Source organism: uncultured Nevskia sp. (assembly GCF_903885465.1).
In the GTDB taxonomy this organism is placed as follows: Bacteria; Pseudomonadota; Gammaproteobacteria; order Nevskiales; family Nevskiaceae; genus Nevskia.
This window is the reverse complement of record NZ_CAISIQ010000241.1, coordinates 1-13,497: the sequence shown is the minus strand read 5'-3', so window position 1 is coordinate 13,497 and position 13,497 is coordinate 1. Positions and strand designations below refer to the sequence as shown.

Here is a 13,497-nt window from a genome sequence, read left to right as displayed (position 1 = left end):
TTGCTGGCCTTCGGCACGATGGTCGGCACCGCGCTCGATGTCGCCGCGCTGCTCGATGCGACGGTTGCCGACATGCGCTTCGTCAAACCGCTCGACGAAGCCTTGATCGCCAGCCTGGCGCGTGAACACAGTCTGCTGGTGACCTTGGAAGACAACGTCATCAGCGGCGGCGCCGGCAGCGCGGTCAACGAGGCACTGGCGCGGCTGCGCATCGTCCGCCCGGTGCTGAACCTCGGCCTGCCGGATCGTTTCGTCGCTCACGGCAGCCGCGAGCAATTGCTGGCCGACTGTGGGCTCGATGCCGCCGGCGTGCTGCGCGCGATCCAGGCGCGGCTACGCGCTGTCGGCGATCACGCAGGCAGCGTCGAAGACAGCAGCGACCGAGGCCGCGCGTGATTGCAGCCGCCCGGCCTGCGCGGCTGCGCCGACCACTGCTGATCGCGATTGCCGGGCTCGGAGTTGCCGCCTATCTCGCTGCCGCGCTGATCGCCGATACCCAGCTGCTGGCCAGCGCGCTGAGCGGCCTCGGCTTCAGCGGGCTCGGTCTGGTGCTCGGCGCGTCGCTGCTCAACTACGCGCTGCGCTTCCAGCGCTGGGCCCGGTATCTCGCATTACTGGGTCATCGCATCCCACCAGGCCCGCATCGGTTGATCTACATCGCCGGCTTCGCCTTTACGGTGAGCCCGGGCAAGGCCGGCGAAGCGGTGCGCTCGCTGTACCTGCACGATCGCCACCGGGTGCCGTATGCCGACAGCATGGCGACGCTGTTCGTCGAGCGCCTGCTCGATGTACTGGCGATTGCCGTGCTCGCCAGCCTGATCGTGCTGCAGGATCTGCGCTGGTGGCCGCTGCCGGTGATCGCGCTGCTGGCGGTCGCAGCCGTCGTCGTGACGCTGGGCCGGCCAGCACTGGCCGATGGTCTCGACCGACTGGCGTCACGGCGCCACGGCCGGCTAGCCGCGGGTCTGGCCGGCCTTGCCAAGCTGCTGCGCGCTTCGAAAACCCTGTTGCTGCCTGGCCGGCTCGCCGGCGGCCTGCTGCTCGGTCTGGTCGCCTGGGGCGTCGAAGGCCTGGCGCTGTACTGGATCTGCCAGAGTCTGGCGATCAGCATCGCGCTGCCGGCGGCGGTCGGCGTCTACGGCATGGCGGTACTGGCTGGCGGGCTCGCCTTCTTCATGCCTGGCGGCCTCGGTGGCATGGAAGTGGCGATGCCAGCCCTGCTGGTGGCGGAGGGCGCGCCGCTGGCGACGGCGGTGATCGCGATGCTGCTGTGCCGGCTGGCGACGCTATGGTTCGCCGTGCTGCTCGGCCTGATCGCCGCCGCCTGGCTGGAAACCCGTCATCGTCAGAATCCGGAGCCGCTGCCCACGATGAGCCTCGCAGGGTCAGATCCGCTGGTGGAGGCGTCGCCCGAATCGCGACTCCAGGCACTGCCCTTGTGTGTCGATCTCGACGGCACGCTGACACCGGTCGACACGCTGCACGAAGCGCTGCTCGATCTCGCCAAGCGTTCACCCGGCGCTCTGCTGCAGCTGCCGGGCTGGATGAGCCAAGGCAAGGTGGTGTTCAAGCGCGAAGTGGCGGCGCGCAGCGAACTCGATGTCGCAACCCTGCCCTGGCGCCAGGACTTGCTCGACTGGCTGCGCGAGCAGCGGGACAGTGGCCGTCGTCTGGTACTGGCGACCGCGGCGCATCACTCGATTGCCGATGCGGTCGCCGCCCATCTCGGCATCTTCGATGACGTGATCGCGACCAGCGACGGCGACAACCTGCACGGCGACGGCAAACGCCGAGCGCTGGTCGCGCGCTACGGCGAACGCGGCTACGACTATGTCGGCAATGAAGCGGCCGATCTCGCCGTCTGGGGCTCGGCGCGCAGCGCGATCGTCGTCGGCAATGCTCGGCTCGCGGCGCGTGCTTTCGCGGTCGCCGAAGCCGGGCCGGTGTTTGCGCCGGAGCTTTCATCGCCGAAGACCTGGATCAAGGCGATGCGCCTGTATCAATGGGTCAAGAACCTGCTGGTGTTCGTACCGGCGGTGCTTGCCCATCGTATCGGCGAGCCTGCCGTGCTGCTTGACAGCCTGCTCGCCTTCCTGGCCTTCGGGCTGGCCGCGTCGAGCGTCTATCTGGTCAACGATCTGCTTGATCTCGCCGCCGATCGCCAGCACCGCCGCAAGTGTCTGCGGCCGTTCGCGTCCGGTCGCCTGTCGGCGAAGAGCGGCGTCATCGCAGCGGGCCTGCTGCTGCTGTTTGCCGTCGCCATCGCGCTGTGGACCGGGCCGGCATTCGCTGGGGTGCTGGCGCTGTACTTCGGCTTCACGCTGGCCTATTCGCTCTGGCTGAAGCGCGCGACGACCATCGACGTGATGACCCTGGCGGGCCTGTACACCCTGCGGATCATCGCCGGCGGTGCCGCCACGGAAGTGTCGGTGACCTTCTGGCTGCTGGCGTTCTCGATGTTCCTGTTCCTGAGCCTGGCGATGGCCAAGCGCTATACGGAATTGTTCGAGGTCGCCAAGGCCGGCGCCGCCTCGGCCGCCGGGCGTGGCTATCAGGCCAGCGATCTGCCGGCGTTGCTGTCGCTCGGCATCAGTGCCGGCTATGCCGCCGTGGTGATCATGGCGCTGTACGTCAATAGCGCGGAGTCACAAGCGCGTTACGGCGACGCGCACGCGCTGTGGCTGACCTGCCCGCTGATGCTGTACTGGATCAGCCGGGTCTGGATGCTCAGCGCGCGCGGCCGGATGACCGACGATCCGATCGTCTTCGCGCTGACCGATCGCATCAGCCTGGGCCTGTTCACCGTGATGGGCTTCTGTGTGCTGCTGGCCTTGTGGCCGGCATGAGCCGGCAGGCATTTTCCTGGGGCCGGCTGCCGGCACCTGAGCAGCGTTTGATAAAGCTAGCCAGCCGCTTCGATGCTCTACCGACGACCACGGAAAGCCTGTTGCCTTACGGCCTCGGCCGCAGCTACGGCGACAGCTGCCTGAACAGCGGCGGCGTGCTGGTCGGCACGCGCGGGCTCGATCGCTACATCGCTTTCGACCGCGACAGCGGTGTGATCGAAGTCGAGGCCGGTGTCTCGCTCGGCGAGATCATCGAGCTGACGCTCCCACAGGGCTGGTTTCCCGCAGCCTTGCCGGGCACCCGCTTCGTCACCGTCGGCGGCGCGATCGCCAACGACGTGCACGGCAAGAATCATCATCGCGCCGGCAGCTTCGGTCATCACCTGCTCGGCTTCGAACTGCTGCGTTCAGATGGTCAGGCACTGCACTGCTCGCCGACTGCGAACGCCGAGTTGTTCGCCGCGACCATCGGCGGCCTTGGCCTCACGGGCCTGATCCGACGCGCGAGCCTGCAATTGCAGCGCGTGCCCGGGCCGTGGATAAGCGGCAGTAGCGAACGCTTCGGCTCGCTGGCCGAGTTCTTCGCGCTGTCGGCCGAAGCAGAAACCGCATCGGCCTACACCGTCGCCTGGATCGATAGCTCGGCGACGGGTGCCAACACCGGCCGCGGCATCTTCATTCGCGGCAATCACGCCGAAGGGCCGAACAGCACCGCAACGCCGAAAGGAATCCGGCTGCCGATCACGCCGCCGCAGTCGCTGATCAATCCGCTGACTCTCGCCGCGTTCAACGCGCTGTACTACTGGCGCCCGGCGGCGGTCGCCCGCGATGCGCTGTGGCACTGGCAGCCGTTCTTCCATCCGCTCGACGCCGTGCAGGAATGGAACCGCATCTACGGCCCGCGCGGCTTCTACCAGTACCAGTGCGTGGTGCCGATGCAGGACGCCGAAACCGTCATCGGCGAGATGCTGCAGCGGATCGCCGAGTCCAGGCTCGGCTCGTTTCTGGTGGTGCTGAAAACCTTCGGTAGCATGGCTGCGCGGGGCATGATGTCGTTCCCGCGCCCCGGCGCGACCTTGGCGATCGACTTCCCGAATCGCGGTGCGCCAACCCTCGCGCTGCTCGATGCGCTCGACGCACTGACGATGGCCGCCGACGGCGCTGTCTATCCAGCCAAGGACGCGCGGATGTCGCCGACCGCATTCCGCCAGTACTTCCCGCAATGGCAGGCTTTCGCCCGCCATGTCGATCCGCGTTTTTCCTCGTCGTTCTGGCGGCGAGTCACCGAGACAGAAGTCACCTGATGAGACGAATCCTGATCATGGGCGCCACCTCGGCGATCGCCGAAGCGACGGCGCGCGAGTTCGCAGCCCTTGGCGACGCGCTGTTTCTGGTCGGACGCAACCCGGATCGCCTCACCGCGATTGCGGACGATCTACGCCTGCGCGGCGCGGCCCAGGCCGAAACCTGGGTGATGGATGCACGCGAGCTGAATGCTTATCCGGCGCTGCTCGATGAAGCGACCCAACGCCTCGGCGGTCTCGACACTGCGCTGATCGCCCACGGCACCCTCACTGACCAAATAGCTGCGCAAGCGTCCAGCGAAATGATGCTCGCCGAGTTCCAGACCAATGCACTGAGCCATATGGTGCTGTGCACCGAACTCGGCAATCGCTTCGAGGCACAGGGTCACGGCTGCATCGCGGTGATCTCCTCGGTCGCTGGTGATCGCGGCCGGCAGTCGAACTACGTCTATGGTTCGGCGAAAGCGGCGGTCACTGCCTTCACCAGCGGCCTGCGCCAGCGCCTCCATCCGAAAGGCGTCCATGTGCTGACCATCAAGCCGGGTTTCGTCGATACGCCGATGACCGCTGCGTTCAAGAAAGGCCCGCTTTGGGCCACGCCAGCGACCGTCGCCAAGGCCATCGTCAAGGCCGTGCAGCGTGGCAAACCGGTGCTGTACACGCCGTGGTTCTGGTGGCCGATCATGCAGATCATCAAGAATGTGCCGGAAGCGATCTTCCGCAAGCTGAAGCTCTGAGCGTTCCACCCCAAGCCGGCGGGCCGCTTAAACTGCATCTACTCCAACGCAACCTGAAGAGAAAACGATGACCGAAGCCGCAACCGTATCCGTGCTGATGCAGACCAGCCTTGGCGACATGACGATCGAACTCGATGCCGCGAAAGCGCCGAAGACGGTCGCCAACTTCCTCGCCTATGTCGACGCCGGCCATTACGACGGCCTGGCCTTCCACCGTGTGATCAAGGATTTCATGATCCAGGGCGGCGGCTATGTGGCGCCGGACTACACCGAGAAGAAGACCGGCAAGCAGATCGAGAACGAGTGCAACAACGGCCTGAAGAACAGCCGCGGCACGATCGCGATGGCCCGCACCAGCGACCCGCATTCGGCGACCAGCCAGTTCTTCATCAACCACGGCGACAACGCTTTCCTCGACGGCAAGCCGGGCCAGTGGGGCTACGCGGTGTTCGGCAAGCTGACCGCCGGCACCGACGTGCTCGACAAGATCGGCACCACGCCGACCGGCCGCATCCGCCCGTTCGGTCAGGACGTGCCGGTCGAGCCGGTGGTCATCGTCAAGGTTTCGCGCGTCTGATGAAGCGCAGGGCCGTGTCGCGCGCTTTGCACCTCGCTTTGCTCGCCACGGTCCTGCTGCTGGCCTCGCCGCAACTGCTGGCCTGGGGGCCGGAAGGCCACCGGATCGTCGGCCAGATCGCGGCTGATCGTTTGAGTCCCACCGCCCGCGGGGCGATTGCAACGATCCTGGTCGACGAACCGGAGCCGACTCTGCCCGGTGTCGCCAACTGGGCCGACGAGGTGCGCGACGAACGCACCGGCCCGCTGCACTACATCAATTTTCCGATTGGCGACTGTCACTACCAGCCACCGCGCGACTGCCCCGGCGGCCGCTGCGTGGTCGCAGCGATCGACAGCGCCATCTCGGTGCTGAAGGACAAGAAGGCGACTGCCGAGCAGCGGCGAGTGGCGCTGAAGCAGCTGGTGCACTTTGCCGGCGATGTTCATCAGCCGCTGCACGGCGGGCGTGCCGAGGATCGCGGCGGCAACACCGTGCCGCTGCAATGGCATGGCGAAGATTCGAACCTGCACAAGCTCTGGGATGTCGCGCTGATCGAAGCGATCGAGCCGGACTGGCAGCGCTACGTCGAACGGCTGGCGTCGAAAGCTTCCGGCGTCGAACTGGGTCCGCTCACGGCCGATGCCTGGGCAATGGAGTCCTGCCTGATCGTCGCGGCACCGGGTTTCTATCCGGCTGATCACGAACCGGGCCCTGAATACCTGACGGCTTGGCGTGGCACCGTCGATGTCCGTCTGAATCTTGCGGGCCTGCGGCTAGCGGCGCTGCTGAACGCACTGTTTCCCGGCTGAGCGATTCACGGCCGAGGGCCGCTGTCACAAGCCGGCGGACGAATTGTCTTAGAATTGCAACGTTTCGCGCCTGCGCGCGAGCTGCCGAGATTGATCCGATGCGCTACTGCCTGTCTCCCTCCTTGCTGTCCGGTCGCCATTCGTGAAGGCGATCATTCTCAGCGCGGGCCAGGGCCGCCGCCTGTTGCCGCTGACGGCGTCGCGGCCGAAGTGCCTGATCGAACTCGGTGGCCGCAGCCTGCTTGAGTGGCAGCTGATCAGCCTCGTGGCTGGCGGCGTCCGTGAAGCCGTCGTCGTCGTCGGTTACGGCGCCGAGCAGGTCGAGGAGGTGCTGAAAGCGCACACACCGGCCGGCATCACGGTGCGCACCTTGTACAACCCGTTCTACGAAGCGGCCGATAACCTCGCCAGCTGCTGGATTGCCCGCAGCGAACTGCGCGGCGAGTGCCTGATCCTCAACGGCGACACCTTGATCGAGACCGCGATCGTCGAGCGCGTGCTCGGCAAGATCAGCCATCCGATCACCGTCACCATTGACCGCAAGGACTGGTACGACGCCGACGACATGAAGGTGCAGACCCTCGACGATCGCCTATGCGCGATCGGCAAGAAGCTCGATGCGTCCATCGTCAACGGCGAATCGATCGGCTTCCTGCGCTTCACCACCGAAGGCTCGGCGCGCTTCGTCGGCGAAGTCGAGCGGATCATGCGCACGCCGGAAGGCCTGAAGCTCTGGTATCTGTCGGTGATCGATCGCATCGCCAAGGACAGCGGCGAAGTCGGCTACCAGTCGATCGAAGGTCTGGGATGGGGCGAGATGGATTTCCTTGCCGATGTCGCCCGCAACGAGGAACTGGTCGCAGGCTGGCCAGCGCCAGCGGCAGTTTCATCAGTCCGGAGCGGAGCCGCCTGATGGCCGCCGCGCGCCCGATGCGTCGCAGCCCGAACGAGTCGATCCGGATGTTCGAGGCCGACTGGATGGAAGCGCTGTCGAAGATCCCGTTCTGGGTGCCGATGGCGCTTTATCTGCCGCTGTTCGCGTGGATGACCTGGACGGCCTTCACTGGCGGTCTTGGCGTATTGACCTGGCTGGCCGCTTTCGCCGGTGGCTTGGTGATCTGGACGGCGACCGAATACTTCCTGCATCGCTTCCTGTTTCACTGGACCCCGCCGGGCAAGATCGGCGAGCGCCTGCATTTCATCTGGCATGGCGTCCATCACGATCACCCGAACGATCGCCTGCGTCTGGTGATGCCGCCTTCGGTCAGCATCCCGCTCGCCTACGGCTTCTACAGCCTGTTCGCGCTGGCCTTCGCCGGCCCGGTGCTGATGGCCGTGTTCGGCGGCTTCATCGTCGGCTACGTGATCTACGACACCCTGCACTACGCGCTGCATCACTACGCCTGGCAGCACCCGCTGTTCAAGAAGCTGAAGCTGCACCACATGCAGCATCACTTCGTGAACGGCAACACCGGCTACGGCGTGTCGAGCCCGCTGTGGGACTGGATCATGGGCACGCGGCGCGTGGCTCCCTGAGTCGCTGCAGCTGAAACAGAAAACCCGGCCTGGCGCCGGGTTTTTTATTTCAAGCCGCCGGGTGCCGCAACTCGAGCGGAGGGCAAGTCATGAATCCCGGACGCGAGGCTCTATCTCGACGGCAGGCCAACAGCGACGCTGAAGCCGGTTCGTCGCGCTTCGCGACGCCACCACCCTGCCGTCCGGAGAGACCGATGATTTCCACCTTGATTCGCCTGCTGATTGGCACAGCGCTGCTGATTGCTGTCGGCGCCGCAGTAGCAGCCCCGTTGCTGCCGGAAGACGGTCCGGTCACGATCGGTTTTCGTTCGACAACAACCCATGTCGCCTTGCTCGAAGTCGACGGTCAGCGCGTCGCGGCCAAGATTCGCGATCGACTGCCTATCGAAGCTCGCAGTGAGGGACTTGCCCGCTATCGGGTCGATGTCGCGATCACCGATTACGACAAGGGCAACAGTTATGTGCGGTCGATGGTCAGCGGCCTGGCTCAGGTGCACACCGACCTGAGCTTGACGATCTACGCAGAGCGCGATGGCGCGGTTGTCGGCCACAAGCTGTTATCGGTCACCAGCGCGCCGATGGGCGTCAGCGACTCCGCCAGCCGGATCGTCGATATCGAAGACGTGCTGGCACAGTCCGTAAGTGCGGCTTTGCTCGGCAGCGGCGAACGGATCGCGCTGGGTGACCGCTGAAGAATCAGTGCCGATCAGCAGCGAGCAGGCTCTCGACCAGCTCCTTGTCCGCCGGCTTGTCGACATCGACCGCTGCTCGCGCAAACGGCATCTCGACGATGGCCGCCTTGGCACCGCCGGCAAGCTCGCCGAGCCTCGAGATCGCCGATGACAGCCGCAGCCTGCCGAGCAGATAGCGCAGCGCATAACTCAGGCCGAGCAGGCGCAGCATCGCCACCGGCCGCTTGCGCAGCGCTTCGACCTGCTTCCACAGCTCGGCCAGCGCCTGCGCTTTCGGCGTCGCGAAATAGAACAGGTTGCAGCCGCTGTACGAGCCTTCGACGAAGCGCAGCCAGGTGCGCCGGGTATCCGGCATGTCGGCCAGCACGACTTCGGAGCGCGCAAGGCCCAGCGCGGCGTCGCAGCCTGCAGGTACATGGCTGAGGAAGTGGCTAACCCAGGCCGGCTGCAGCAGCGCGTGATCGGCGGTGGTGATCAGCAGCGGTGTCGGGTACTGCGCGAGTGCCGCGACGACGCTGAGGCTGGGGCTGCCGGCGGCCAGGAAGGTATCGACCGGCTTGCCGTTCGCGGCGGCGGCCAGACCCGGCAGCACCTGGACGACCTCCGGCGATTCGATGATCACCACGATGCGGGCGATCTCCGGTGTGGCGCCGAGTGCAGTGATCACCCGCAGCAGCATCGGCACGCCAGCGACCGGGATCAGCGCCTTGTGCGGCACGCTGAAGGCGCGCGCCATCGGATCATCCGGCCCGCGCGAGCCGGCTAGTACCAGGGCGGTCAGGCCGCCCGCAACGACAGAGCTCAAAGCGCTTTCCGGTAGATGCGATAGGTCTTGTAGGCGATGCCGCCGAGACCTTCGTTGATGCGCCGCATCGGCATGTTGTCCTCGAGAATCCACGACAGCTCGGCACTGGTGTAGCCGATCTTGCGGGCTTCGTTGCGCATCGCGTCGATGATCAGGAACGGCAGCACGGCGCCGACGAAGCCGGTGGCGTACTTGCGGCGAATGCCCATCAGCGGTACGCGTGCCGACTTCACGCCCTTGACCTTCAGACGCCAGAGCAGCTTCGCCCAGCCGAACGGCAGCAGCTTGCCGTCGAGATCCTGGATCGCTTCGTTGATGTTCGGCAGGCAGACGCCGAAGCCGGCCGGCTCGCCGTCGACATCAACGAACCAGACCAGCTTCTCGTTGAGGATCGGCCGCATCGCCTTGGCGAGGTGATTGGTATCGGCGGCGGTCAGCGGTTCGAAGCGCCAGTTGGCGGCCCAGGCATCGTTGAAGATCGAGCTGATCGATTCGATGTCCTTCTCGTACTGCTTGAAGCTCAGATGACGCAGCTTGAAGGTATCCGGCAGCGGCCGACGCATCAATGTGCAGATCGACTTCGGCAGCGGCTTGGTGATGTCGCTGATATAGGCGAAGACATCCTTGGCCTTTCCGTAGCCCAGCGCTTCGATGCGTGCCGCCAGATAGGGACGATCGTGGCCCATCATCAGCATCGGTGGCGTGTCGTGGCCATTGATCAGCAGGCCGGTTTCCTCGTTGATCGACAGGCTGAACGGCCCCAGCGATTCGCGCATGCCGCGCGCCTTGAGCCAGGCTTCGGCGGTCGCGAACAGCGCCTGGATCAGCTCGGCATCGTCTTCGGCGGCAATCATGCCGAAGTGGCCGACACCATCGGTGGCTTCGCGATTGACCTGGGCGCTGATCCGGCCGACATCGACGCCATCACGCACCGCCAGCCAGAGCTGCACGTCGGTATGGGCGAACAGCGGATTGTGCTTCGGCGACAGTGCTTCGTTGCGCTCCATGTCCAGCGGAGTGACCCAGTTCGGATCATCGGCATGCAGGCGGGCCGGCAAGCGAATGAAGCGCTTCTTCTCGGCAGCGGTTGCGACCGGAATGATCGTCAGCGGGCCACGAGGGGTCCGGTGCACGGATGCAGGGGCGGTGGCGGCAGTCATGGCAGCGCGGTCTCGTGTCAGGCGGGCCTTGGGCGGCCCTATCGGTGTAGCGGAAAGGAATTCGATGCGGGGAGCGGCTCAGCGCCGATCGAGCCGAAACACCAGCAGCAGGCCAAGCAGAACAAAACCAGCAGGCGACAACCAGGCCGCCAGCAGCGGGCTCAGGGTACCGGCTTCGCCGAGCGCGGCCATCAAGCCATTGACCAGCAGAAAAACCAGACCGCAGGCCAGCGCGCCGAGCACCTGGACGCCGCCAGCACCACCGCGAGTCAGCGCGATCGCCACCGGCGTGGCCAGCAGCAGCATCACCAGGGCCGCCAGCGGATCGGTCCAGGAGCGAGCCAGCCGCGTCCGGTAGAAGGAATCGGTCTTGGTGCCCGACTGGGTGCCGGCCAGCACCGCCGAGGCGAGCCCGCCGGAGACATAGGGCTCGGCCGCCGACAGGCGCATCAGATCGGCAGGCTTCAGCGGCGTCTCCCAATCGAGCCTCGGCTGCACGGCTTCGCTCTTGCCGGCGCGCAGATCGGTGGTCACCGCGTCGATCAAGGTCCAGCGGCGGTCCTCGTACTGGGCCCGGGTCGCGACCGTGCGGCTGACCAGGCTGCCGGCCTCGTCACGACGGTAGATGCGCACGCCATCGAGCCGCTTGCCATCGGGCATCACCTGCTCGAGACCAACCACCGAGCCGTTGGTGCGCAGCCATAGCAGTTCGGTATCCGGATCCTTGTCCGGCGATGGCGGCAGGCTTGCCCACCAGGCAGTCAGCGCATTCTGGGTCTTCGGCACGATCGCCTCGGCGAGCAGACCATGGAGCATCACGATGCCGACCACTACCGGCAGCAAAGCCAGCAATACGCGTCGGAACGGCAGGCCGGCGGCGCGCATCGCGCAGATCTCGTTCTGCCGCGACAGGGTCGAAAAACTGAAGATCGCGCCGAGGAGTGCTGCCAGCGGAAACGCCTGCAGCAGCACGCTGGGCGTGCGCAGCAGGCTGTAATAAGCGATGCCGAGCATGCCCTGGCCGCGGCTCAGGATGTCGGTGGAGGATTCGAGCAGATCGAGCACCTGGAACAGGCCGCCGAGCCCACAGACCACGGCGAAGCAGCGCATCGCCAGCATGCCGCGCAGATAGCCGCCCAGCGAGCCGCCCAAGAACAAGGTCCTCATGCTGAGGCTCGCTTGCGCGGCCGCAGGCGGCTGACGATGGCGGCGACGAAATCCTCGACGGCCGCGACGACGCGGGTCACCGGATTATCGCCAGGCCGCGACAGGCTCTGGCTGTAGATGTAGCCGCAGAGTGCTGCGAACAGCAGCCACGGCGTCCAGACGCCCGCCAGCGCATTGACCTTGCCGGATTCGGCCAGGCTTTCGCCGAGCTGCAGGCCGTGATGGAACAACAGCATCAGCACGGCGGCGACGATCAGGCTGGCGGTGCGCTTGCCGCGCTTCGCCGACATGCCGAGCGGGATCGCCAGTAGCGGCAGCAGCGGCAAGGACAAGGTGCGGGCAATGCGGCCGTACATCTCGCCAGCGATCCTGGCCGGCGTCAGCGGCGTGGCCGGATCAGGCAGACCACCGCCGAGCAATTCGGGAAAAGTCAGCTCGCGCTCGTTGCCGCCGCGGGCGCGGAACGGCGGCGCATCCGGCGTGAACGCGGTGTTGCTGTCGAGCGTGGCGAAGTGCACGGCCAGCAGACCGGCGCCGGGACGATCCCGGTAGTGATCGCCGCCGACCAGGCTCAAGGTCAGGCGGCTGCCGTCATCGGACGGCGTCAGCGCGCCGGTTTCGCCGGTGGTCAGTTCCTCGCGGCCCGCGACTTCGCGGCGGATGAACACATGGCGCAAGCCGCGGCCGGTCTTGTCGACTTCATCGGCCGTCAGCATGTAGCCGCTGCCAGCGCTGGCGAAGGTGCCCGGTTGCAAACGAGCGTCCCAGCCGGCATTCAGGGCCGAATACATCACCGCGCGATAGTCGTAGCGCGAATACGGCTGCAGCCAGCCGAACACCCAGGCGCTGAGCAGGGCGAGGACGATCGATACCGCCAGAAACGGCCGGGTCAATCGGGCGATCGACTGGCCACCGGCCAGATAGGCATCGAGTTCGTTCTCGTCACCGAGCTTCGAGACGACCACGAACAGCGCCACGAAGAACGCTGCCGGCAGCGCCAGCCCGAGGTAGTACGGCACCAGATTCAGCACCAGCTTGAACACCGCCGGAAGCGCGTGGCTGTTCTCGGCAAGGATGTCGAACAGCCGCAGCAGGCGCTCCAGCAGCAGCGCGATCAGTACCGTGCCGAGACAGAGCAGCAGGGTCGGCAGCAGCTGCCGCAGCAGGTAGCGATCGAGGATGGTCGGCATCAGCGGGCAGCCGCTCCAGACCAGTGGGCGCTCAATTCAGCGCTGAGCGCTTCAAGCTGCGCATCGCTCAGGCTGACCGCTTCGGCCAGCGCCGGCGGATTCGGCCATCCCGCGTCCGGAAAGCTCAGGCCAGCATGCTCACGGGTTCCTGCATAGCGCGGAATGACGTGAAAGTGCACGTCCGGATCGACCATCATCAGCATCAGCCAGTTGATCCGCTCATAGCCGGTGAACGCGGCGAGCAGGCGCTCAACACCTTGCGTGACCTCGGCCAGCTCGGCGAACGCCCGGCCACTGATCGCCGAGAACGCTGTCACCGGTTCCTTGCAGACCACGACCAGGCTGCCAAGCGTCGGCTGCTTCGGACGTAGCTGCACAGTCCAGCAAGCGGTCTCGGCGATCCGGGAACGGGGCCAGGCGAACTTCAGCGCGGTGGGATTCGGCATGCGGAGCGGGAAAAAACCATACACAAGTGAGGGTCTGTGGGCAGTTACTTTGGTCGCTGCGCTGCCGGTCAAAAAGCCGCCAGGCGAGGCGCGGACCGCAGACCATAGCTTACCTATGGTCAAGGTTCGCAACGAAGTCCTGGCGGTTTTTTGGCCGCAGCCCGGAGGGGCGGGGCCGTTTGGGCCCATTGCTGCCTCGGCTCGTCGCGCCAATGGAACCGCCATTACCACTCCTCGCTCGTTGCA

At 66.0% G+C, this 13,497-nt stretch carries 14 protein-coding genes; 9 read left to right on the top strand and 5 right to left on the bottom strand.

The features are described 5' to 3' along the window. The 9 genes from QZY06_RS08990 to QZY06_RS08950 all read left to right on the top strand — a co-directional run. Positions 1-396 (top strand): transketolase C-terminal domain-containing protein (locus tag QZY06_RS08990; RefSeq protein ID WP_295683086.1); only part of this gene is annotated, 396 nt, incomplete at its 5' end. After that, complete coding sequence (locus tag QZY06_RS08985; protein ID WP_295683083.1) at positions 393-2,846, top strand: UbiA family prenyltransferase; 2,454 nt, start codon at positions 393-395, stop codon at positions 2,844-2,846. The genes QZY06_RS08990 and QZY06_RS08985, both read left to right, overlap by 4 nt. Next, positions 2,843-4,150: an FAD-binding oxidoreductase gene (locus QZY06_RS08980; protein ID WP_295683079.1), complete on the top strand. Its 1,308-nt coding sequence runs from the start codon at positions 2,843-2,845 to the stop codon at positions 4,148-4,150. The genes QZY06_RS08985 and QZY06_RS08980 overlap by 4 nt, the downstream gene beginning before the upstream one ends. After that, entirely contained in the window at positions 4,150-4,887 is a 738-nt protein-coding gene (locus QZY06_RS08975; protein WP_295683076.1) for an SDR family oxidoreductase, read from the top strand. Before QZY06_RS08980 ends, QZY06_RS08975 begins: the two co-directional genes overlap by 1 nt. A gap of 67 nt (positions 4,888-4,954) precedes the next feature. Then, entirely contained in the window at positions 4,955-5,464 is a 510-nt protein-coding gene (locus tag QZY06_RS08970; RefSeq protein ID WP_367275597.1) for a peptidylprolyl isomerase, read from the top strand. Beyond that, complete coding sequence (locus QZY06_RS08965; protein WP_295683073.1) at positions 5,464-6,255, top strand: S1/P1 nuclease; 792 nt, start codon at positions 5,464-5,466, stop codon at positions 6,253-6,255. The genes QZY06_RS08970 and QZY06_RS08965 overlap by 1 nt, the downstream gene beginning before the upstream one ends. A gap of 142 nt (positions 6,256-6,397) precedes the next feature. Next, a complete protein-coding gene (locus QZY06_RS08960) occupies positions 6,398-7,168 on the top strand; it encodes a phosphocholine cytidylyltransferase family protein (RefSeq protein ID WP_295683071.1) in 771 nt (256 codons plus the stop codon). After that, positions 7,168-7,791: a sterol desaturase family protein gene (locus QZY06_RS08955; RefSeq protein ID WP_295683067.1), complete on the top strand. Its 624-nt coding sequence runs from the start codon at positions 7,168-7,170 to the stop codon at positions 7,789-7,791. Before QZY06_RS08960 ends, QZY06_RS08955 begins: the two co-directional genes overlap by 1 nt. A 194-nt stretch (positions 7,792-7,985) precedes the next feature. Beyond that, positions 7,986-8,483 carry a hypothetical protein gene (locus QZY06_RS08950; protein ID WP_295683064.1) on the top strand — a complete coding sequence of 166 codons (498 nt, stop codon included), beginning with the start codon at positions 7,986-7,988 and terminating at the stop codon, positions 8,481-8,483. Between the two features lie 4 nt (positions 8,484-8,487). Here the strand turns inward: QZY06_RS08950 and QZY06_RS08945 are convergent, their stop codons facing one another. The 5 genes from QZY06_RS08945 to QZY06_RS08925 all read right to left on the bottom strand — a co-directional run bounded on the left by QZY06_RS08945 (position 8,488) and on the right by QZY06_RS08925 (position 13,251). Continuing rightward, entirely contained in the window at positions 8,488-9,288 is an 801-nt protein-coding gene (locus QZY06_RS08945; protein WP_295683061.1) for a nucleotidyltransferase family protein, read from the bottom strand. Further along, positions 9,285-10,448, bottom strand: a complete 1,164-nt coding sequence (locus QZY06_RS08940; RefSeq protein ID WP_295683058.1) for a dATP pyrophosphohydrolase — start codon at positions 10,446-10,448, stop codon at positions 9,285-9,287. The genes QZY06_RS08945 and QZY06_RS08940 overlap by 4 nt, the downstream gene beginning before the upstream one ends. Positions 10,449-10,526: 78 nt before the next feature. After that, positions 10,527-11,615 (bottom strand): LptF/LptG family permease, encoded by a 1,089-nt coding sequence (locus QZY06_RS08935; protein WP_295683057.1) that lies wholly within the window; start codon positions 11,613-11,615, stop codon positions 10,527-10,529. Then, on the bottom strand, positions 11,612-12,805 hold the full coding sequence (locus QZY06_RS08930; RefSeq protein ID WP_295683055.1) for an LptF/LptG family permease: 1,194 nt from the start codon (positions 12,803-12,805) through the stop codon (positions 11,612-11,614). The genes QZY06_RS08935 and QZY06_RS08930 overlap by 4 nt, the downstream gene beginning before the upstream one ends. Then, positions 12,805-13,251: an HIT family protein gene (locus QZY06_RS08925; protein WP_295683052.1), complete on the bottom strand. Its 447-nt coding sequence runs from the start codon at positions 13,249-13,251 to the stop codon at positions 12,805-12,807. Before QZY06_RS08925 ends, QZY06_RS08930 begins: the two co-directional genes overlap by 1 nt. Positions 13,252-13,497: the final 246 nt, after the last annotated feature.